16 protein-coding genes and 2 tRNA genes are annotated in these 20,434 nt (G+C 57.7%); 7 read left to right on the top strand and 11 right to left on the bottom strand.

Going from position 1 to position 20,434, the window contains the following annotated elements; all coding sequences use genetic code 11:
- The first annotated feature begins 85 nt into the window (after nucleotides 1-85).
- From J4D97_RS10125 to J4D97_RS10135, 3 genes are all read left to right on the top strand, one after another.
- Nucleotides 86-1,483 carry a sugar MFS transporter gene (locus tag J4D97_RS10125; RefSeq protein WP_208307474.1) on the top strand — a complete coding sequence of 466 codons (1,398 nt, stop codon included), beginning with the start codon at nucleotides 86-88 and terminating at the stop codon, nucleotides 1,481-1,483.
- Between the two features lie 206 nt (nucleotides 1,484-1,689).
- Nucleotides 1,690-2,721 (top strand): UDP-N-acetylmuramate dehydrogenase, encoded by a 1,032-nt coding sequence (gene murB / locus J4D97_RS10130; protein ID WP_208307475.1) that lies wholly within the window; start codon nucleotides 1,690-1,692, stop codon nucleotides 2,719-2,721.
- Between the two features lie 104 nt (nucleotides 2,722-2,825).
- Nucleotides 2,826-3,812, top strand: a complete 987-nt coding sequence (locus J4D97_RS10135; protein ID WP_208307476.1) for a mechanosensitive ion channel family protein — start codon at nucleotides 2,826-2,828, stop codon at nucleotides 3,810-3,812.
- 131 nt (nucleotides 3,813-3,943) lie between these two features.
- On the opposite strand, the gene J4D97_RS10140 is transcribed toward J4D97_RS10135, so the two are convergent.
- The 4 genes from J4D97_RS10140 to J4D97_RS10155 all read right to left on the bottom strand — a co-directional run bounded on the left by J4D97_RS10140 (nucleotide 3,944) and on the right by J4D97_RS10155 (nucleotide 9,498).
- Complete coding sequence (locus tag J4D97_RS10140; RefSeq protein WP_208307477.1) at nucleotides 3,944-6,391, bottom strand: endonuclease MutS2; 2,448 nt, start codon at nucleotides 6,389-6,391, stop codon at nucleotides 3,944-3,946.
- Between the two features lie 266 nt (nucleotides 6,392-6,657).
- A complete protein-coding gene (locus J4D97_RS10145) occupies nucleotides 6,658-7,281 on the bottom strand; it encodes a DUF4136 domain-containing protein (protein ID WP_208307478.1) in 624 nt (207 codons plus the stop codon).
- A 221-nt stretch (nucleotides 7,282-7,502) separates the two neighbouring features.
- Nucleotides 7,503-8,285 carry a TIGR02757 family protein gene (locus tag J4D97_RS10150; RefSeq protein WP_208307479.1) on the bottom strand — a complete coding sequence of 261 codons (783 nt, stop codon included), beginning with the start codon at nucleotides 8,283-8,285 and terminating at the stop codon, nucleotides 7,503-7,505.
- 226 nt (nucleotides 8,286-8,511) lie between these two features.
- Nucleotides 8,512-9,498 (bottom strand): LysM peptidoglycan-binding domain-containing protein, encoded by a 987-nt coding sequence (locus J4D97_RS10155; protein WP_208307480.1) that lies wholly within the window; start codon nucleotides 9,496-9,498, stop codon nucleotides 8,512-8,514.
- Nucleotides 9,499-9,675: 177 nt separating this feature from the next.
- Between J4D97_RS10155 and kdsB the strand changes: the two genes are divergently transcribed.
- On the top strand, nucleotides 9,676-10,422 hold the full coding sequence (gene kdsB / locus J4D97_RS10160; RefSeq protein ID WP_208307481.1) for a 3-deoxy-manno-octulosonate cytidylyltransferase: 747 nt from the start codon (nucleotides 9,676-9,678) through the stop codon (nucleotides 10,420-10,422).
- A 137-nt stretch (nucleotides 10,423-10,559) separates the two neighbouring features.
- Here the strand turns inward: kdsB and J4D97_RS10165 are convergent, their stop codons facing one another.
- The 5 genes from J4D97_RS10165 to gap form a co-directional block, all read right to left on the bottom strand.
- Nucleotides 10,560-10,964 carry a DUF1622 domain-containing protein gene (locus J4D97_RS10165; protein WP_208307482.1) on the bottom strand — a complete coding sequence of 135 codons (405 nt, stop codon included), beginning with the start codon at nucleotides 10,962-10,964 and terminating at the stop codon, nucleotides 10,560-10,562.
- Nucleotides 10,961-11,530 (bottom strand): HPP family protein, encoded by a 570-nt coding sequence (locus tag J4D97_RS10170; protein WP_208307483.1) that lies wholly within the window; start codon nucleotides 11,528-11,530, stop codon nucleotides 10,961-10,963. The genes J4D97_RS10165 and J4D97_RS10170 overlap by 4 nt, the downstream gene beginning before the upstream one ends.
- Before the next feature lie 35 nt (nucleotides 11,531-11,565).
- Nucleotides 11,566-11,910, bottom strand: a complete 345-nt coding sequence (locus tag J4D97_RS10175; protein WP_208307484.1) for a translation initiation factor — start codon at nucleotides 11,908-11,910, stop codon at nucleotides 11,566-11,568.
- Between the two features lie 110 nt (nucleotides 11,911-12,020).
- Complete coding sequence (locus J4D97_RS10180; protein WP_279592431.1) at nucleotides 12,021-12,887, bottom strand: diacylglycerol/lipid kinase family protein; 867 nt, start codon at nucleotides 12,885-12,887, stop codon at nucleotides 12,021-12,023.
- Nucleotides 12,888-13,034: 147 nt separating this feature from the next.
- Nucleotides 13,035-14,042 carry a type I glyceraldehyde-3-phosphate dehydrogenase gene (gene gap / locus J4D97_RS10185; protein WP_185284035.1) on the bottom strand — a complete coding sequence of 336 codons (1,008 nt, stop codon included), beginning with the start codon at nucleotides 14,040-14,042 and terminating at the stop codon, nucleotides 13,035-13,037.
- 338 nt (nucleotides 14,043-14,380) lie between these two features.
- On the opposite strand from gap, the gene J4D97_RS10190 reads away from it, so the two are divergent.
- The 3 genes from J4D97_RS10190 to J4D97_RS10200 all read left to right on the top strand — a co-directional run bounded on the left by J4D97_RS10190 (nucleotide 14,381) and on the right by J4D97_RS10200 (nucleotide 15,487).
- A tRNA-Glu gene (locus J4D97_RS10190) sits at nucleotides 14,381-14,452 on the top strand.
- Nucleotides 14,453-14,927: 475 nt separating this feature from the next.
- Nucleotides 14,928-14,999: transfer RNA gene (locus J4D97_RS10195), tRNA-Glu, on the top strand.
- Between the two features lie 248 nt (nucleotides 15,000-15,247).
- Nucleotides 15,248-15,487: a hypothetical protein gene (locus J4D97_RS10200; RefSeq protein ID WP_208307486.1), complete on the top strand. Its 240-nt coding sequence runs from the start codon at nucleotides 15,248-15,250 to the stop codon at nucleotides 15,485-15,487.
- A gap of 7 nt (nucleotides 15,488-15,494) precedes the next feature.
- Here the strand turns inward: J4D97_RS10200 and J4D97_RS10205 are convergent, their stop codons facing one another.
- Both J4D97_RS10205 and J4D97_RS10210 read right to left on the bottom strand, forming a co-directional pair.
- Nucleotides 15,495-17,150: a PAS domain-containing sensor histidine kinase gene (locus J4D97_RS10205; RefSeq protein ID WP_208307487.1), complete on the bottom strand. Its 1,656-nt coding sequence runs from the start codon at nucleotides 17,148-17,150 to the stop codon at nucleotides 15,495-15,497.
- A 168-nt stretch (nucleotides 17,151-17,318) separates the two neighbouring features.
- Nucleotides 17,319-20,390 carry a CheR family methyltransferase gene (locus J4D97_RS10210; protein ID WP_208307488.1) on the bottom strand — a complete coding sequence of 1,024 codons (3,072 nt, stop codon included), beginning with the start codon at nucleotides 20,388-20,390 and terminating at the stop codon, nucleotides 17,319-17,321.
- Between the last annotated feature and the right edge of the window lie 44 nt (nucleotides 20,391-20,434).

Below are 20,434 nucleotides of genomic sequence, written 5' to 3' on the forward strand. Positions count from 1 at the left end.
GGTAGAGTAGTTACCCCCAAATTCCGTAACATTACTCCCGGCCCGCAAGGGCCGTTTTGTTGTTTCCTCGCTTATTCTTGCCTGTATGGCTGCGCCCATTACTACCTCCTCGCCTACCGCCGCTACGGCTACTACGGGCAGCTACTTCGTGCCCATGGCCGCCATGACGGCCTTGTTCTTCTTATTTGGGGCCGTCACGAACTTCAACGACGTGCTGATGCCCTACCTCAAAGATGTGTGCCAGCTCACCGACTTTGAGTCGACGGCAGTGCAGTCGGCATTTTTTGGGGCGTATTTCCTGATGTCGCTGCCGGCGGGACGCATTCTAGAGAAGGTAGGCTATAAGCGCGGTATTGTGCTGGGGCTGCTGATTATGGCCTGCGGAGCGCTGCTGTTTATTCCGGCCGCTAATACGCAGGCGTTTGGACTGTTTTTGGCGGGCCTGGCGGCGCTGGGCGCGGGCGTGACGCTGTTGCAGGTAGCGGCCAACCCCTACGTGGCGGTACTGGGGCCCGCACGGCAGGCCGCCAGCCGGGTGAGCATTGTGGGCGTGGCCAATAACCTGGGCGGCACCCTGTCGCCGCTGGTGGGCGGGCTGTTGCTGTTTGGCGGCTCGGCGGTGCTGAAGGCCCGGCTGGCGGCCCTACCTACCGCCCAGCGCCTAGCCGAAGAATCGGCGCTGGTGAAAACGCCCTACCTGGGCTTAGCCATTTTCCTGGCGGTGCTGGCAGGCGTGTTTTTTCTGCTGAAGCTGCCTGAAATCGACAGCATTCCGGTGGATGAAACCGAAGCTGTGGCGGCGCCAGTGGCCGGCCGCCGCTCGGCGCTGGATTTTCGCCATTTGGTACTGGGCATTGGGGCTATTTTCCTGTACGTGGGTGTAGAAGTAGGCCTAGGCTCTTTCCTGATTCGCTACGGCGAGGCGCAGGGTATCACGCAGCTCAGCAGCTTCACGCAGCAGCTGGTACGCGGCCTGAGCGCGGCTACCAGCTGGGCAGCTGCCCTGTTCGGCCAGGCCCCTGACCCGATTGACACCACCGCTGGCTTCACCAAAGCGGTGGGAGCCGTGCTAGTAGCCTCCTACTGGTTTGGGTCGATGGTAGGGCGCATTGTGGGCATTCCGCTGCTGCGCCGCTTCAACGACCGTTTTCTACTGGTAGGGGTGTGCACCATGGGGGTAGGACTGGTGCTCGCGTCGGTACTCATGGCCGGCGAAACGGCCCTGTGGCTGATTGTGCTCTGCGGCCTGATGAACTCCATTATATGGCCGGTTATCTTCCCGCTGGCTATCAAGGGGTTAGGGGCATTCACCAAACAAGGTTCGTCTTACCTGATTATGGCCATTGTGGGTGGCGCTATCATTCCGCCCCTCATGGGCTTCATTGCTACCAACGGCGGCGGGCTACGCATCGCCTTCATCATACCTGCGCTGTGCTACGCCTACCTGCTGTTCTATGCGGTGAGTGGCTACCGGGTGCGGTAGCGCGTAACGTAGCGTTGCCAAGGGGCTGTTTGGTAGTAGAGACGCATACTTGCGTCTCATCAGCCGCGTTGTGTGGCCGAAATCGTTCAACGACGAGACGCAAGTATGCGTCTCTACACCGTTCTGAAAACCCTTTTAGCTAGCTTCTAAATGCTAGCGCACGTTTGGATAAAGCGCCGGTTCGCGTTACGACTTATCTTTGCGCTATGCGTACTCCTACCCTCGAAACCAACGTTTCTCTTCGCCCCTACAACACCTTCGGCATTGATGCTCACGCCCAGCTGTTTGCTCGCTTTGCCAGCGCAGAGGAGCTGCGGGCGCTGCTGCAACTGCCCGACGTGCAACAAGCGGAGAAGTTAATTCTCGGTGGCGGGAGCAACTTGCTTTTCACCAAGGACTTCGAGGGAGTAGTGCTCAAAAACGAGATTCGCGGGCTAGAGATTACGGAGGAAGATACGGCCAGCGGCACGGCGCTGGTGCGGGCCGGAGCGGGCGAGTCGTGGCACGGGCTGGTGCAGTTTGCCTTGGATCAGGACCTGAGTGGGATTGAGAATCTGTCGCTGATTCCGGGCACGGTGGGCGCCGCACCGCTGCAAAACATTGGGGCCTACGGTGCCGAGTTGCAGGATACCTTTGAGTACCTGGAAGCCATGGAAATCAGCACCGGCGCGGTGCGTACGTTCGACCGGGCCGCCTGCGGCTTCGGCTACCGCGAAAGCGTGTTCAAAGGTCCGCTGAAAAACCAGTTTATCGTGACCAGCGTGGTATTTCGCCTGCTGCGCGAGGCTCGGCTCAACGTCAGCTACGGAGCCATTGCTACTACCTTGCAGGACATGGGCATCGACACGGACCCTACCCCCCGCCAAGTGAGCGAGGCGATTATCAGCATCCGCCGCAGCAAGCTCCCCGACCCTGCCGAAATCGGCAACGCCGGCTCGTTCTTCAAAAACCCCGAACTCTCCCAGCACAAGTACGACGAGTTGAAAGCCGCCTACCCCGACCTGCCCGGCTACCCTGTGCCCGGCGGCGTGAAAGTGCCCGCGGCCTGGCTAATTGAGCACAGCGGCTGGAAAGGCCACCGCCGCGGCGACTACGGCGTGCACGACCGGCAGGCGCTGGTGCTGGTAAACCACGGCGCGGCACGCGGCGCCGATATTCAAGCGCTGGCGTATGAGATTATTGCGTCGGTGCGGGCCAAGTTTGGCGTGGAGCTGCACCCCGAGGTGAATATCATGTAGCAGAAGTCCCTGCTGGTAACCCTGGAGCGGCAACTTACGTGTCTACTGTCAAGCTCCTACCAACTGCCCGCTATGCTGCTGGCAGGTTACCAGTGCGTATTTCTATGAATTTTTCTATTGCCTGGCAGAAGATAAATGCCATGGGCAGGGATTTTATGGCCCTGCTACCCAACCTGATTCTGGGGATTGTTGTCTTCGTTATCTTCCTGTTTATTGCCAGCGGCGTCCGGTCGCTGGTTCGGAAAGTGACGGCCAGCCGCCAGCAAAGCCAAAGCCTGACGCTGCTACTAAGCCGGCTGGCCTACGTGTTTATGCTGATTGTTGGCATTCTGGTCACGTTCACCGTCATGATTCCCAGCTTCACCCCTACCACGCTCATCAGCGCGCTGGGGGTAGGCGGCGTGGCCATCGGCTTTGCATTCAAAGACATCTTCCAAAATTTCCTGGCGGGTATTCTGCTTCTGCTCACCGAACCGTTCAAAATCAACGACCAGATTAAATACAAAGATTTTGAGGGCACTGTCGAAACCATTCAGACCCGCGCCACCACCATCAAAACCTATGATGGCCGTCGGGTGGTGATTCCGAACGCCGAACTTTTTATCAACTCCGTAACCGTAAACACGGCCTACGAAAAGCGCCGCCTGCAATACGACGTAGGCATTGGCTACGGCGACGACATTGCCAAGGCGCGCCAACTGATGCTGGAGGCCATGCGCGAGGTAGAAGGCGTGCTTTCTGACCCGGCCCCGGAAGCCTTGGTGGTAGATTTGGCTGATAGTACCGTGAACCTACGCGCTCGTTGGTGGATCAACCCGCCCCGCCGCTCCGACTACATGGAGTCGATGGACGGCGTGCTGGAGGCCATCAAAAACAAGCTGGTACTCAACGGCATCGACCTGCCTTTCCCTACCCAGCAAATCCTGCTGCACGACCAGACCGAAGAAACCGACGGCGACCGGCGCGCCCAGCGCGAAGGCTGGCCCGCCGGCAACGGCGACGTGCCCCGCCCTGCCCGCGAAATCCCCCGCCCCGAGCCCGAAACCACGCCGGCTTCGGAAGAGAAAGCTACGGAAGAGAAACCGGCCTAGTTTGCTTTTGCGCAAAGAAAAAGCCCCTACACTACTTGTTTAGTGTGGGGGCTTTTTAGTTGTTGATGAGCGCACGACTATAGCATGCAGTCCTGACGAGTGGACGCCTGCAAGGCACCCCTACACATAGTTTACTTCAGCACAGCCAGCGTTACGCCGTCGCCGCCGCGGTCGGCGTGCTCGTCGCCCACGGTGGCAATGCTGCGCACGGAGCGGAGGTAGTCGCGCACCACTTGGCGCAAGATGCCATTGCCACGGCCGTGCAACACCTTGATTTCGGGGATGCCGAACATCACGGCGTCGTCTACGAAGGCCATTACTTTGTGCAGAGCGTCCTCGGCCCGCTCGCCGCGTAGGTCGAGGGTAGGGCTGAAATCGGCCAGGCGACCCGTGAGGTCCAGGCCCGCGCCGGCACCGGAGTACACGGCTTTTTCGGCCTTCTTCTCCCGCTCGCGCACTTCGGCCCGGCTCAGCTTTTCGAGCTGGCTCACCTTCACGAAGGTTTTCATGCCGCCAAAGAGCACCTCGGCGTTTTTGCCCTTCACCCCAATGATTTCGCCGTGGCCTTCCTGCCCGAGCAGGGCTACCCGGTCGCCGGCCTTTAGGGTAGCGGCGTCGGCCATTTCGCGGGTAGGGCGGGGCTTGGGCGGCTCTATTTGTAGCTTTTCGCGCACAAACGTATCGAGCTTCTGGCGGGCCTCCTTGGTCTGCTCCTTCTCGGCCTGCGAGCGGCGGATTTCGGTGATAGTCGCCTCAATCTGCTGATTGGTGTCTTTCAGCAGCGCTTTGGCTTTCTGCTTGGCGTCGCGCAGTACGTCGAGCTGGGTTTCTTCGAGGTAGCGCTTCAGGTCCTGGTATTCCTGAGCCGCTTTCTTCAGGCGGCGCTCCTGCTTCGTGGCTTCGGCAGTACGCTGCTCTAGCTCGGTTTTCTCTTTTTCAAGACCTTCGAGCAGGCGGTCGTAGCGGATTTTGTCCTTGCCTACCAGCTGGGTAGCGCGCTCCACAATCTGCTTGGGTAACCCAATTTTGCGCGCAATTTCGATGGCAAACGACGAGCCCGGCTTACCGATTTCCAGGCGGTAGAGCGGTTGCAGCTGCTCGGGGTCGTAGCGCATGGCGCCGTTTACGATGCCCGCGGTGCGCTCAGCGAAGTTCTTGAGGTTGGTGTAGTGTGTGGTGACTACCCCAAACGCCCGCACCTGATTGAGTTGATTTAGCACGGCTTCGGCAATGGCGCCGCCCAATACGGGCTCAGTACCGGTACCAAATTCGTCAATCAGGATTAGGCTGCGCTTGCCGGCAAACAGCAGAAACTGCTTCATGTTCAGCAAGTGCGAGGAGTACGTACTCAGGTCGTTTTCCAGGCTCTGCTCGTCGCCGATGTCCAGAAACACGTCCTCAAATACGCCCGCCTCGGAGGTGCCATCGGCCGGAATCAGCAGGCCGCATTGCAGCATGTACTGCACCAGCCCTACCGTCTTCATGGCCACGGACTTACCCCCGGCGTTCGGCCCCGAAATCAGCAGAATCCGCTGCTCCGGCGTCAGGTCGATATCCAGCGGCACCACCTCGCGGGGCGCCTCCTGCGGCTCGTCACTGTTGCGTTTCTTCTTACTCTGCTCCTGAAACGCGAGGTACAGCAACGGGTGGCGCACGGTGCGCCACTGCATCAGCGGGCGCGGGTGCAGGGTAGGCAGGGTGGCCTCCAGGCGCTGCGCCAAGCGGGCTTTGGCCCGAATGAAATCAATCAGCCCCAGGTATTGGTAAGCCTTGCGCAGGTCGGGAATGTGCGGGCGGAGCTGGTCGGTGAGCGAGGTCAGGATGCGAATCAGCTCGCGCTGGTAGGCATTGTCGAGGTCCTTGATGTCGTTGTTCAGCTCGAACACCGCTTCCGGCTCGATATACACCGTCTGGCCCGTCGCCGATTCATCATGGATTAGGCCTTTCACGCGGCGCTTGTGCTCAGCCAGCACCGGCAGCACCAAGCGCCCACCCCGAATGGTTGGCTCAGCCCCATCGGGCACCCAGCCTTGCTCGCGGGCGTGGCGCAATACGCCCGCAATTTGCTTACGCAGCATTCCCTGGCGATTGATCAGCTCCTGGCGCAGCTGGAACAGCAGCGGCGAAGCATTATCGCGCACGTGGCCGTCGTCGTCCACTACCTTGTCTAAGGTAGCCAGCAGGTTGCGGTCTACCTGCACCCCGATGCCCAGCAGGCGTAGGGTAGGATATAGCCCCTCCTCGGCGTGCACAAAGAATACCAACGCCTCCCGAATAGTACGCAACGACATTTTGATGGCGAAAAACGCCGTTACATCAAGGTAGGCGCCGGGCAAGTTGGCGCGCACCAGGTGCGGGTGCACATCGTGGTAGTGCTGACCGGGAAAATCGGCGCCCGATTGCAACAGCTGGCGAAATTCGTCGGTTTGCTGGAGCAGCTTCAGCAGCTGATCATGCTTGGTCTGAAACTGCATTTTGGCCACAAACTGCCGGCCCAATGGGCTCAGGCAGAAGGAGTCCAGTAGCTCCCGCAGCTGCGAGAAGCCTATTTTATGCTCGAAGTTATTCGGAAAAATCAATAGTAAAGTGCGCGTTGCGATTTTGATAGAACGTACAAAGATAAACACCGATGCATGGCAGAAAGATTCGCTTTGCACGATATATAGCGTGGTTTTTACGGCGGCGCAACTGGGTAGGGGCACAACGTTTCTTCCGGACGGGCCGTGTACCGGTCCCATTGCCTGAGCTATTTCATAGGTGCATCGTCACCACGATGCAGCACAAAGCAAAAGGCCAGCGCATTAGCACTGGCCTTTTATTCGTATAACTACCTGGCAACAAGCAACTACAGTTTGTCGCCACGGTATTCATATTTATTAAATATCTGCCCGACGGCTGTGTACACTTTGTTTTTGTCTTTATCAAAAGCGTTACCGTTAGTTAGGCCAGAAGCATAGCCCTGCCACACTTCTACACTTTTGTTGCGGTCAATCATCTGTACCAAGATACTACCCCGATCCAGTTTCACTTGGTTGCGTGTATTATAGGCGTATGTTTCGTTGGCACCCCAGTAACCGGTGCCCAGATTTTCGTTGGATCTGATTTCGGTAGGCTGGTCGAATACCCGAAAGTTCAGCAGCAGGTCGCCGCCGCTAGGCGAGTACGTGTAGCCCCGCGAAACCATTTCATGGTCCACGGCGTCGCGCACCATGGCTTTGAATACCAAGTCGTTTAGAAAGTACACCGTATTGCCCTCATCGCGCACCTGCGAGGCCCAGGAATACGTTTTGTACTTCGTGAAATCTACAGCGTCGGAGTTATCAGTAGTAGACACGCTACTATACGGGGTACCGGTTTGGTTGGCATCGCCACGTTCGTCGCTACCTACTACTACTGCCGATTCGGAACCGGAGCAGCCAGCTATACCGGCGGCTAATCCACAAGCGAGGAATAAAGAAGTTATTTTCATGATTTTCAGCGTTTTTGTGAAAAAATATCTATACTTTATTTACGCTGAGCAATCTATATCGTTTAAAATATGACAATATTTTATAATATTTCAACGGAATTATACCATTATAATTAGACGCTATTTTGCCTTCTGAAGCAGAAGCTATATATGCTGTTTATCGCATTATAATGGCTGTTACCAGCACTTAACGGCGATGAGATTATTCAAGCAATTGCCCGCTATAAAGCTGCTCGTTGCTTGTTTGCTAGCTTTTCTTCCACACCTAGTCCAAATAGCGCAAAATCGTACTTCACGGGGTCTTTTGGGTCGAATGTGCGTAGGTGAGTCGTGAGGTCTTCGGCGGCTTGCCAATCTACAAGGGTGCGCGTCATGAGGCCCAGGCGGCGGGCAATACGCTCTACGTGCACGTCACAGGGGCAAATAAGGTCGGCAGGCGCGAGGCGCGTCCAAAGACCAAAATCCACGCCACGCGCGTCGGGGCGTACCATCCAGCGCAGGTACATATTCACGCGTTTGCAAGCCGAGCCGCGGGCCGGAGTAGCCACGTGCTTGCGGGTGCGCTGAGGCGCGTCGTCGAGGCTGAAGAATAGATTGTGAAAATTTTGTAACCGCTCCTTTTGTGTGGCGCCGTGCAAAAACGCATCCTCCAGCGACGCGTGCTGCTGGTAGTACCACCGCAGCCAGTGCACGAAATACAGCAGGTCCGTATCGCAGAACGTGCGGTGACAAAAGCCCAGCAGCTGCTTCAGGTCCTCGTCGGAGTGATGCAACACGAACTGGTAGGGTGCGTCGTCCATGCGGCGCAGCAGCTCGCTGGTTTTGCTGATGATGGTTTTGCGCTGCCCCCAGGCCAGCAGCGCCGCAAACAGCCCACTGATTTCAATATCCTGCTTCTGCGTGAAGCGGTGCGGCAGGCTGATGGGGTCGTTGTCGATGAAAGCGGGCTGGTCGTAGCGGTCGTAGTGCTCCTCCAGAAAATCCCGCAGTTGGGCGGTGTTCATGTAATAAAAGACTGACTGAGAGTCTATTTGAGTTAGATACAAACGTGTAGAGACGCATACTTGCATCTCATTGCATGCGCCATATCCACGATATCGTTCAACGATGAGACGCAAGTACGCGTCTCTACACCCTGTCAACGGCCCACCGATTTAACGCAAACAGATTCTGAGTGATTAAGAAGCCTTCTTGAGCATGCACTCAGTTACTCTCCCACTCAATCACTCTTTACGGCACGTAGGAAGTTTCGACGCGGAAGCGCTGGTCGGGGGTGACGAGGCGCTGCACGGCGCGGGGCGAGAGGCGCACCAGCATATTGGCGTTGTCGCCAGTGTCGGGCAGGTGACCGATTACGCGCACGTACACCGACTGGCCGTTCATGATATTGCGCACCTGCATGATGGTGCCCACCGGCGCGGTTTTGTGTAGGGCTAAGTACTTCTCGGTGGTAGAGCCTTCGATGATGGCGGCTAGGCCGCTTTCGCGCACGCGGCTCACAATTTCGCTGGCGTGCTCGGGGGCCCGTTCCTCCTCGGGGCCGTCGGTGGTGGCGGTTTCAGTGGGCGCCGGCGCGGGAGTTTCCTTCGGGCGGTTGCGGTCGGGGTCTTCGGGGCGGGGCGGGGCAGCAGCGGCCGGTGGCGCTACCACCGTTGGCGCGGGCCGGGTAGGCGCTGGCTTGGCCGCAGCCACGCTGCCAGCGGCGGCCGGCACAATAATCAGCGTCTGGTTGGCATTCACGACACCCGACGCGGGCAGGCGGTTCAGCCGAATCAGCTCCGTAGTGCTCACCCCGTAGCGTTGGGCAATGGAAAACAGCGTCTGGCCTGGCTTCACGGTATACACGTGGTTGCCGCGAGCGTCGGTGGGTAGGGCACGAGCAGCAGGCGTTGCGGCAGAGGATGCAGCAGCCGTGGCGCGGGTAGCAGGAGCAGGCGTGAGTACCACGCGGGTGCGGGGCACCAGCACCACCTGGCCTTTCACCAAGGCACCCTGCAACTGCGGGTTGGCCTCTACAATGCTTTCCACCGTCACCTTGTAGCGTCGCGACAAGCCATACAGCGTTTCGCCGGCGGTTACCAGGTGCTTGATCAGCATTTTGTTGCCCCGGTATTCAACCCCAATAGAATCGGGCAGCGCGGCCGGCGGCAATGTAGTGGCACAAACAGTACGGCTTGCACCTACAAGTAGCACCAACAAAAAGGAAAGACGAATCATAACAACTATATCGTGGAAAAGAGCACCGGGCAACCTCACGCTCCAGCCCACGCTTTTTACCCGTAATAAGGCCGAAAGATAAAGATTAATCTCCGCACAGTACCATTCTTCAGTAGGAAACGCGGACGGAAAGGTGCTTATTTTGCGTCGTTTCTGATTTTCTCTACCCTCCCGCCCATGCTACACGCCATTGGTATCATTCCGGCTCGCTATGCTTCTACCCGCCTACCCGGCAAGCCACTGATTGACCTGGGTGGTCAGTCCATGATTCAGCGGGTGGTAAACCAGGCCCGGCAAGCCCACCTGAGCCGCGTGGTAGTCGCCACCGATGATACCCGCATTCACCAGCACGTGCTGGATTTCGGTGGCGAAGCCGTGCTGACTTCCTCCAACCATCCCAGTGGCACCGACCGCGTGTACGAAGCCTACCAGCAACTGGGCGAAACGGCTGACTGCGTAGTGAATATTCAGGGCGACGAGCCGTTTATTCATCCCGCGCAAATCAACCTGTTGCTGGATTTGTTTGCCGATGCGGAAACGCAAATTGGCACGCTGGTGAAACATGTGGTGAGTGAGGAGGAACTACGCAGCCCGCACTTGCCCAAAGTAGTGCTGAATACGCGGGGCGAAGCGCTGTACTTCAGCCGCCACCCCCTACCCTACCAGCGCCAGCACAACCCCGCCGACTGGCTGGCTTACCACCACTACCTGCGCCACATTGGCCTCTACGCCTACCGCCCCGCCGTGCTGGCCGAGCTAACTCGCCTACCCCCTTCCCCCCTCGAAATAGCTGAGAGCTTGGAGCAGCTGCGGTGGCTGGAACACGGCTACCGCATCCGCACTGCTGAAACTGAGTTGGCTACCCTGGGCATCGACACGCCGGAAGATGTAATTCGCGCCTTAGCACAGATTTTAGGAGAATAAGAAAGTAGAATTGTCATCCTGAGCTTGCGAAGGACCTTCTTACGCTAGAACGGGTCGTTGGTACTTGTGCGCTTGTCGTACAGATGTAAGAAGGTCCTTCGCAAGCTCAGGATGACATATTTTCAACTCACACCTTCCTACCCTCCTTCGCTCCCCGATGCTTGGGCGGCTACTTTCTTTTCCTGCTCAGAAGCGCTTTCCTCTTTCATCTCAATAGATAGGAAATAGTTGAGGGCAGTACGGATAACGGCAATGGCGCCTAGCTTACCGATTTGTTCCCAGCCGGGCGCAATGGCGGTACTCAGCACGTCGGCGCCTAGCTCAAATTCTAGTGCTACGGCCAGGTAGCGAGCCAGCATCAGGCGGATGGCGTTGAAGTTGGCCGTTTGTCGCCGCAGGAGAGCCATCACAAACTGGCTGCCTGCTATGAGCACGCCCAGCGCAATAATAGCTGCTCCAATGGCCTCTACGGCCAGCTTGATCCATTGTACGGCAGCAATTACGGAGCCTTCGACTCCCAGACTTTCGGGGGTAGCAATCATTGTGGTTGAGTAAGGGCCGCGGCGGCAGCAGAAGACGTACGGGTAAGGCGGCGCAACAGCCAAACTGAACCCCGTTGCAGAGCCACGAGCACCAGAATCAGCCCCACGGCAGCCCCGAATAGCAACAGGTTATCGGCCTTTTGCCCCTGAAAGGCGAAGCTGAGAGCCGTGGATACGGCCGGCGGGTGCACTGCGTCCAGCACCACCATCAGCCCGATAACCGTGAGCATGGCCAGTGCAGCGGGGAGGTAGCCCGGCCCCAGCCACGCGTAGAAGCCAAAACCTGCCAGCGCCGCCGCGCATTGCGAGAGCAGCAGCGTACGGCCGCTGTTGGTCGCGTGCTCGGGGTCGAGGTAGATAAGAAAAGCACTGGAAGCCAAAGAGGCAAACAGCAGCCGCTGGTGGCTATATACCTCCACCAAGGCCAGTACCGCCAGCACTGTAGCCGTGGGTAGCAAGGCTAACAGCAGCTCGGCGCGCACGCTCAGACGCTTGCGGCCTACGCCGCGGGACGGTGCATCGGCAAGCGGAGCGGTTGATTGTTGAGAGGGAGCAGAGGGGGCCATACTGGCTTATGCATACGCCCACATGCAAGGCTGGTTTAGCCGCCTGCCTTTTTTGCCTTGTAGCCAGCAGCTAGTAGCACAGCCATCACTTTATCGCGAAAGTCGCCCTGGATGAGGATTTCGCCGTCTTTGGCATTGCCGCCTACCCCGCACTTTGTTTTCAGCAGTTTGCCCAGGGTTTGCAGGTCGGCATCAGTACCTACGAAGCCGGTTACGAGGGTGACTTGCTTGCCGGCACGGGCTTTTTTGTCGAGCTGCACGCGCAGGTTTTGCTGCTGAGGTGGCAGCGTCGTTACTACAGCTTCGTCATTGTATTGATAAGCAAAATCGGCGTTGGTGGAATACACAACTCCTTCAGGTCTCTTCTTGTCGGCTTTCATAGGGTGAAGTTATGAAATGGGAAAGTAGTGCGTTTGATGTTCTGGCTGCACGGTTTGGGAAATGGCGTAGTTCGTGCAACCAAAATATCAAACGCACTACTACATTATTTTCAAACAGCCACTTCCAGCGCCAATGGCGTCAGCTCCACGGCAAAGTGGATGGCTTCTCCTTTATAATCGCCATCTACGTGGAAGCCGAGCGGCTGGGCGGCTTCTACCCGTACCTGCTGCGCGGTGTGGTATACGGCAGCGCTCGAGGTAGGCAGATTGCCCAGCGCCAGCCCTACCCCCACGCGCACGGCCCGCAACAAGGGTAGCGCATCAATCAGGCATAGATCCAGTAGACCATCCTGGATGTTGGCATTCGGGGCGATGTAGGCATTGTTGCCATACTGCGCGGCGTTGGCAAAGGCCAACACATAGCAGTTGGTTTCCAGCACGTTATCGGCAAAATGCACCTTTACCGGCGTGGGCTGGTAGTGGCGGTATTCGTGCAGGGCTACCTTCACGTAGGTAACCAGCCCGCGGGTGCCGGCCACGGCAAAGCACTTACTCACGTGCGCGTCGAACCCTACCCCCGCCGTGCAGAAAAACTGGTGCCCATTGATGCAGCCCACGTCAATACGTTGAAATTCCGGCGCATTCAGGCGCTTAATGGCCGCCGACAGCCCCAGCGGCACGTGCAGGTGGCGAGCCAGGCCGTTGCCGGAGCCGCGGGGCAAGATGCCCAGTGCAGCCCCCGTACCCAGCAGCCCCCGTCCTACCTCGTTCACCGTGCCATCGCCCCCCACGGCCACTACCACCCGGCAGCCGGCTTCGGCAGCTTCGCGGGCCAGCAGCACGGCGTGGCCGGCATACTCGGTGTGACGCACTTCGTAGGTCACCCGCGCTGGGTCGAGATAGCGCGCCAGCAGGCCCGCCACATCTTGCCGACGATTGGTGCCGGACATTGGATTCAAAATAAAACAGATGCGCAAGGTGGTGAGTAGTGAGTTTGAACGACTGGGTAGTGGTAAGGGAATTCGTTTAGCGCTCAAAAGTCGGCAAATCTATTTTTATGCTACAACAAAAAAGCGGCCTACCCGGTGTGGGTAGGCCGCTTTTTGATGCACTGTAAGCGGAGCTTAGCCCTGCATTTTCACACCGAGCTTCTCGATGAGGTCAGCGGTGCGCGAGCTGTAGCCGATTTCGTTGTCGTACCAGCCTACCACTTTCACCAGCGTACCGTTGGCAGCCGTCAGTTGCGAGTCGAAGATGCACGAGTGCGTGTTGCCTACGATGTCGATGCTTACCAGCGGATCGGTGCTGTACTCCAGGATGCCTTTCAGCGGACCTTCGGCAGCCGTTTTGATGGCTTCGTTGATCTGCTCTTTGGTCACTTCCTTCTTCAGGATAACGGTCAAATCGGTGGTAGAGCCGTCTGGAATAGGCACGCGCATGGCGATACCATCGAGCTTGCCTTTCAGCTGGGGCAGTACCAGACCTACGGCCTTGGCGGCGCCGGTGCTGGTAGGAATGATGCTATATGCAGCAGCGCGGGCACGACGCAGGTCTTTGTGCGGCGCGTCTTGCAGATTCTGGTCCGAGGTGTAGGCGTGCACCGTAGTGATGTAGCCCTTCTCAATGCCAAACGCATCGTCCAGCACCTTGGCCATAGGGGCCAAGCAGTTGGTGGTGCAACTGGCGTTCGAGAGAATGGTCTCGTCGCCGGTCAGGATGTCTTCGTTTACGCCCAGTACTACCGTCGGGATGTTGCCGGTAGCTGGAGCCGAAATCACTACTTTCTTGGCACCAGCGGTGAGGTGCTGGCCAGCACCTGCCTCATCTACGAAGCGGCCAGTCGATTCCAGCACTACATCAATACCCATGTCGCCCCAGGGCAACAGCTTGGGGTCGCGCTCGGCCAGGGCCGTAATGCGCTGACCGTTCACGGTCAGGCTGTCCTCGTCGTACGATATGTCGCCGTCGAAGCGGCCGTGCAGCGAGTCGTACTTGAGCAGGTGGGCGAGCGTTTTGTTATCGGTCAGGTCGTTGATGGCAACCACCTCCACGTTGTCGCGCTTGAGCAGCGACCGGAACGTGAGGCGGCCAATGCGGCCAAATCCGTTGATGGCGACTTTAATCTTAGCCATAGCAGGAAAAAGGGGTTAATCGGCCCGCACAAGTGTGGGTCGGGTTTAGGGTTAGGCGAGGCGAAGGTAAAGGGCCTCCTTAACTTCGCCAAATTAACCCGCCAGATAGGACAAGTGTTTTGGAAGTGCTTCCGCGCTGGCAGGTAAGTGTCCTCTAGTACGTACAGAAGGCGGTCCGTAGCTATTCCATTTTCAATGATGAGGTAAAAACGAAAAATTTTCTACCTGTAAATCAATCTATTTGCCAGCGGACACACTTTTTTTTCGCGTCAGATATTGCGCTGAAGCTTCCCTACGCTACTTTTGCAGCACCAAAGCGCATCAGGGTTTAGTTATCTGGTCCGTTCGTCTAGGGGTTAGGACAGTAGATTTTCATTCTACCAACAGGGGTTCGATTCCCCTACGGACTACTCCCCCGCTTTGCAAGGCCTTCTGCTCCCCAGCAGAAGGCCTTTTTTGTTGCTTTTTGTTGCGGCGTTTGCGACTTGCAAGTAGCCCTATGGCACAGCTGAAATATATTCTCGGGATTTTTACTACACGTTTTCCGTGAGCAAAGGCGTGCTGTCTACGCGGGAGGCCGACCAGAAACGCAAGTTTCCCAGCGAAGCCGCGATTCTCCATTTTCTCTGCACCAACGGGTAGGACGTACTACCCAATGGCTCCGTCACAAACTTGGCCACCAGCAACACCTACTTCCGGTATATGCTGAAGCACCGCCAGCCGCTTAGCAGCGCCAGCCCTGGTTTTCAGTAGCTTAACAAGGCCCGGAAAGCCTACTGGAAATGCAGCAATAAGTACTTGCAATATTTTTTTTACAGCCTGCTTGCATTCTTATTATCTAGTATTACCTTTGCAGCACCAAAGCGCACCAGGGTTTAGTTATCTGGTCCGTTCGTCTAGGGGTTAGGACAGTAGATTTTCATTCTACCAACAGGGGTTCGATTCCCCTACGGACTACTCCCCCGCTTTGCAAGGCCTTCTGCTCCCCAGCAGAAGGCCTTTTTTATTGCTCAAACAAGGTATTTTTACTGACTGCAACTGTGTATTTACTGACTACAGTGCTACCAGTTCTGCCAATAGTATTTTTTACAGCTACCCTAATTACGTAGTTGTTACTAAGTCACTTACGGGTTTATACGATTGAATCTTTCTACACTATTCGGCAATTTTGCTACTCGTTCTATCCTCCCCTTTCCACTATTCTTATGGCTCACAATCCTAAATTCGGTCCCTTTGCCCAGACGCCGCAACAGCGGGCGCACGTACTTCGGCAAATGCTGATTGTGCGGGAAAATATGGGGCTCAAAACGCCAACTCGCGCTCAGGCCCTATATCAACGGTACGTGGCTGGCGAATTGAGTTGGCAGGAAGTCTGCGACTTGCTGGCCGCGCCCAGCGCTCTACCCTCACCCGTACCCTTCGGCTCCGACCGTCAGTCGCTTTAGGTGCCGCTCAGCTTATGCTTGGCACGGTAGCCGACCTATCCGGGGCCAGGGGTAGGAAAACTGTAATGTCCGTCCCCTGCTCCTTCTTCGAGTCGACGTTCAGGGTACCGTTCAGCAAGCGCACCCGGTCGCGAATGGCGCTCAGCCCCAAGCCATCAAAGGAGGGTTGCTGCGCATCGAAGCCCTGGCCGTTGTCGCGGGCCTGGAGGATGAGGTAGCCGTGTTCCTCGCGTAGGTACAAACTTGCCTGCGTGGCCTGAGCGTGCTTCACGATGTTGTTGGTCAACTCCTGCGCCATTCGGTACACAGCAATTTGCAGGTTTTTGGGGATGCTGGTTGGTAGGGTCTGCACGTGGCAGCGTAGCTGCAAGGCTGGGCTGCTGCAAATCTGGCAGATATCCCTCATAGCAGCCTCCAGGCCAAAGTCTTCCAGCGTGGTGGGCACCAACTGGTGCGACAACGTACGGGCCTGCTTGATGGCGCTGGATAACAGGTGCTCTATCTTCGCTTTCACTTGTTGCGAAACTTGGTCGTCCCCTACCTGAATATGGTCGAGGTGCAGCTTGGCGGCGTACAGCGACTGCCCCAACCCGTTGTGCAACGACTCCGCAATGCGGCGCTTCTCAACTTCCTGGGCGTTCAGCACGGCATCGGCGAGGCGCTGCTGCTGGGTAGCCCGCTCGGCTTCCGCCAGCTTGCGGTCTGTGATGTCGCGCCAGCTGGCGTGCACCAACGCGCTACCCACTTCTTCAGGAATACTGGTAAGAAGCACTTCCTCCCAAAACGGCTCGCCGTTGGCCCGCAGACGGCACCACTCAAACTGCAAGGAGCCGCGCAGCAGCGTTTCTTCCCAATACTGATTGGCCAGGGAGTAGGACCGCAGGCCATTAGGCTGCTTCTCGGGCGAGAAGGCCGAGGCATGCTGGCCAAGTAAGGCTTTTCTATCGGGTAGCTGCAACAGGCGCAGGACGCTGTCGTTGCAGTCCACAAACCGATTGTCGCGCAGCAGCAACATACCGTCTTCGCTCAGCTCGAAGAGCGTTCGGAACCGCTTTTCGCTGATGGTCAATGCTTGCTGCGCCTGGTATTGCTCCGTTACGTCAAACAAAGCCAAGCGGCAGCATAGCTCAGATAGGTCCGCAGACGTGGCCATGCCTTCCAGGCGGGCATAAAACAAAATGTTGTCGACACGGCGCATGGGCAGCGTCAGGGTCTGCCGATGTCCGGTGCTGAGTAGCCGTTGCAGAAATTCTACGAATGGCTCCCGGCTGCTCATTTCCACAAACAGCGCTAAGCGCCGCCCCAGCAACTGCTGCCTTGGGGCGCCCAATAGCTGGCTGGCGCGCAGGTTTAGCTGTTGCAGTTGCCCATTGGCGGCGATGGTGCAGTAGCCAATGGGCGCAAACTCGTATAGATCAATGTACTGCGCCCGGCTTTTTTCGGCTTCCATTTGGGCCAGCAGCAGTTCTTCGTACTGCATTTCCAGCTCAATCTGGTGCACTTGCAACTCCTGCACCAGTTGCCGCACTTCGGCCGGCGTATCAACTGGTGTGGGCTGCGTAACCAGATAGCGGCGCTGCTCGGTGCGCTGGCGCAGGCTCTCCAGCGCTGCCTTAGCGCGGGAAACATCTTGAGGTTGCTCTCCTTCTTCAAGCCTTCCCATACAACAAGCCGGTTATAGATAATGAATTTGGTAGGTAGTGGGGGTAGGAACAGAGCCGGAGTGTAGTTGAAAAAGCCAGGCAGCCGCTTTCTGTCCTGCTGAAGATATACGGGCTTTTCCTACCCTATAAAGAACCAACAGGTATGCAACCTGGCGCGGCGGCGCGGCTTAGGGAGTGGTATCCTCTGCTATGCTTTTCACGCCTAGCAACACCTGGTTGGTAGGCTGCTCCAAGTGCAGCAGGCGCCGACCATACAGCACCACTTGCCGCCGCCCTACCTCTGGCAGTGCCATATCCAGTGTCAAGTCGTTGAACTCCATTTGGTCCGATTCAGGATCGAGCAGCTGGTGCAGCTGGTGGCGCAGGGCGGGCTTGTCCCAGGCGCCGCCACTGAGGCTAACCAGTGGTTTGCCCGGCAGCTCGCTGGCCTGCTCCCGAAATGCCTCAGCAAACGAGCGGCTGGCCGTTAGCACCCGCAGCTGTTTGTCGAGCGTGAGCTGGGGCTCGCGCACGGCCTCGTGAATGCTGGCCGCAAAGCGGGCACTTTCCTGTAGCTGCTTCTCCATTTGCTTCAGGCTGGTGATTTCCGTGAAGGTGATGACGGCGCCGCTGATGTAGTTGTCGAGGGTACGGTAGGGCAAAATGCGCATGGTGTACCACTGCCCGTTTACGGCCTGAATGTTGGCCTCCTGGCTGGTGAGGCGGCTGAGCACTTGCTGCACATCGCGAACGAGGTGCTCGTAGCGCAGGTTGGAAGCAAAGTGCATGAGAGGCCTACCCACGTCGCTGGGCATCAGGTTGACGATGCGGCTTACAGGCGGCGTGAAGCGCTTCACCAGCATGTCGTTATCAAGGAAGATAATGGCAATTTCGGTGGCATCGAGCAGGTTTTTCATGTCGTTGGCCGACTGCGTTAGCTCCTCCGTGCGCGCCATGTACTGCATGTTCAGGGTCAGCAGCTCCTCGTTCAGGCTCTGCATTTCCTCCTTGTTGGTCATGGCCTCCTCGTTGGTGCTTTGCAGTTCCTCGTTGGCCGATTGCAGCTCTTCGTTGGTGCTTTTCAGCTCTTCCAGGCTGCTTTCCATCTCCTCAATGGTGGTCTGGAGGCGGTGCTTGGTGTATTGCAGTTCCTTTTCGAGGGCCGAGGCGACGTCGTTGCGCTGCTCAAGGGAACCACTCTGCTTGCCCAGCCGCAGGCGACGGGGGGTAGGCTGATCTTCGAATACCACCAGCAGCAAGCCCGCCAGGTTGTCGGTCTCGCCCAGGTGCCGCACCGATAGGCGCAGCACCTGCTGGCCCGTATCCGTGCGCACCCGCACGTTGTCGACCACCACATCCTCGCGCGACTGGGTAGCCCGGAACACGGCCCCACTGATTTCAAAGTTCAGCTCCTCGCGGGCCATCTCAAACAGGTTCATGCCGCTCAGGCCGGGGGCAGGCTCCAGGTATTTGCCCGTGCGGCCATTCACGTACAGGATTTCGCCCTTGCTGTTGATAACCACTGCCGGCGGCGCGTACGTGCGCAGCAGCTCTTTCTGAATAAGGGAGGCAAAAGGTCCACCATCGCGGCGGGCAGAAGAAGAAGCAGGAACTAGCACGGGCGGTACGGGCAAAGCCATGGGATGGCTTGATAGAGAAAACGGGAAATTGGCAAGCCGCGGCAACGACGCGGCCGTTTCGGTGCGGCGCGAAATCTTCCACTTCACATCCAGGGGTTGAAACAAATCCTGAAAGCCCGTGATGTTTTCGCTCGGCCCCAGGAACAGAATGCCGTTGGGGTTGAGCGCATAGTGAAACACGGGCAGCAGGTTTTTTTGCAGTTCCCCGCTCAGGTAAATCAGCAGGTTGCGGCAACACAGCAGGTCCAGCTTCGTGAAGGGCGCGTCTTTGTTGATGTTGTGCAGGGCAAACACCACCAAATCGCGCACCTCCTTGCGAATCTGGTAGTGGCCGTCGACCTTCTGGAAAAAGCGCTCCAAGCGTTCCGGGCTTACATCGGCTACGATGTTCTCGGGGTAGAGCCCAGTGCGGGCAAAGTCGATGCTCTCGGCGCTGATATCGGTGGCAAAAATCTGAATCTTAAGGTAGCGGCTGGGGTCCACCGCGTCCAGGCATTCGAGCAGCAGCATGGCCAGCGAGTAGGCCTCCTCGCCGGTAGAGCAGCCGGGCGCCCACACGCGTATGGTGCTATCGGTTTCTTTGCGCTGCAACACGGGCCGCAGATGCGTTTTCAGGTGCTCGAAGGCCTCGTGGTCGCGGAAGAACTTGGTGACGCCAATCAGTAATTCTCGAAACAGCTGCTCTACCTCGTGGGGGTTTTCCTGCAAATAGCGCACGTAGTGGGTGAATTCCTTGATCTGGTGCGCGTTCATGCGCCGCTCGATGCGCCGAAACACCGTGTTGCGCTTGTAGTAGCTGAAGTCGTGCCCGGTTTGGGAGCGAATCAGCAGGAAGATTTTTTGCAGGGCGTGGGCCGGTTTGCTATTGGCGTCGTCCCGATTTTCGCTGAGGCGGGGCGGGCGCCCCAGCAGGGGCCGCTCTACGTAGTCGAGCAGCTTAGCGGGCATCATTTCCGGCGCCAGCACAAAGTCTACAAACTCGGTGGCCATGGCGGCGCGGGGCATCGAGTCGTACGCTGCCGTTTCGGGGTCCTGCACCATCACCATCCCAAAGTTCTCCATCACCAGCTTCAGGCCCAGGCTACCATCGGAGCCCATGCCGGAGAAGATGATGCACACCGCCCGCTCGCGTACGTCTTTGGCCAGGCTCTGCAAGAAAAAGTCGATGGGTAGGCGGCGCCCCGGCGCCTGGGTGGGCTTGAGCAAGTACAGAATCCCGTGCAGCAGGCTCAGGTCGTGGTTGGACGGAATCACGTACACGTGGTTGGGCCGCACCCGCATGCCGTCTTTCGCTTCCATAACGGGCATGGAGGTGAAGTGCTGCATCACCTGCGCCATCTCCCCCTCCTGCGTGGGCGACAAGTGCGTGACCACCACGTAGGCCAGGCCCGTATGCGAGGGCAAATGCTGAAAAAACTGCTTGAATGCTTCCAAAGAGCCCGCCGAGCCCCCCAGCGCTACCACCGTAAACCGGTCTTCCTCGTGGCGGACAGGCGCGACGCCTACCCCCAACGGCTCCTGAATCAGATGAGCCGGCGTAGCATCAGTTGTGGCCTCCTCCACGGGTTGGGCAGTTGGGCCACTGTGCTGTTGCTTGGAAGGCTGTTTAGATGAACTCATACACAATCAGAAGGGAATAGAAGAAGAAAATAAGCAGAACAGTA

The organism is Hymenobacter defluvii, assembly GCF_017589435.1.
GTDB classification, from domain to species: domain Bacteria; phylum Bacteroidota; class Bacteroidia; order Cytophagales; family Hymenobacteraceae; genus Hymenobacter; species Hymenobacter profundi.

What these genes read in the sequence shown, in the direction of transcription:
- J4D97_RS10125 (WP_208307474.1), top strand. Translation starts at nt 86, where the DNA reads ATGGCTGCGCCCATTACTACCTCCTCGCCTACCGCCGCTACGGCTACT.
- murB (WP_208307475.1), top strand. Translation starts at nt 1,690, where the DNA reads ATGCGTACTCCTACCCTCGAAACCAACGTTTCTCTTCGCCCCTACAAC.
- J4D97_RS10135 (WP_208307476.1), top strand. Translation starts at nt 2,826, where the DNA reads ATGAATTTTTCTATTGCCTGGCAGAAGATAAATGCCATGGGCAGGGAT.
- J4D97_RS10145 (WP_208307478.1), bottom strand. Translation starts at nt 7,281, where the DNA reads ATGAAAATAACTTCTTTATTCCTCGCTTGTGGATTAGCCGCCGGTATA.
- J4D97_RS10150 (WP_208307479.1), bottom strand. Translation starts at nt 8,285, where the DNA reads ATGAACACCGCCCAACTGCGGGATTTTCTGGAGGAGCACTACGACCGC.
- J4D97_RS10155 (WP_208307480.1), bottom strand. Translation starts at nt 9,498, where the DNA reads ATGATTCGTCTTTCCTTTTTGTTGGTGCTACTTGTAGGTGCAAGCCGT.
- kdsB (WP_208307481.1), top strand. Translation starts at nt 9,676, where the DNA reads ATGCTACACGCCATTGGTATCATTCCGGCTCGCTATGCTTCTACCCGC.
- J4D97_RS10165 (WP_208307482.1), bottom strand. Translation starts at nt 10,964, where the DNA reads ATGATTGCTACCCCCGAAAGTCTGGGAGTCGAAGGCTCCGTAATTGCT.
- J4D97_RS10170 (WP_208307483.1), bottom strand. Translation starts at nt 11,530, where the DNA reads ATGGCCCCCTCTGCTCCCTCTCAACAATCAACCGCTCCGCTTGCCGAT.
- J4D97_RS10175 (WP_208307484.1), bottom strand. Translation starts at nt 11,910, where the DNA reads ATGAAAGCCGACAAGAAGAGACCTGAAGGAGTTGTGTATTCCACCAAC.
- gap (WP_185284035.1), bottom strand. Translation starts at nt 14,042, where the DNA reads ATGGCTAAGATTAAAGTCGCCATCAACGGATTTGGCCGCATTGGCCGC.
- J4D97_RS10200 (WP_208307486.1), top strand. Translation starts at nt 15,248, where the DNA reads ATGGCTCACAATCCTAAATTCGGTCCCTTTGCCCAGACGCCGCAACAG.
- J4D97_RS10205 (WP_208307487.1), bottom strand. Translation starts at nt 17,150, where the DNA reads ATGGGAAGGCTTGAAGAAGGAGAGCAACCTCAAGATGTTTCCCGCGCT.
- J4D97_RS10210 (WP_208307488.1), bottom strand. Translation starts at nt 20,390, where the DNA reads ATGAGTTCATCTAAACAGCCTTCCAAGCAACAGCACAGTGGCCCAACT.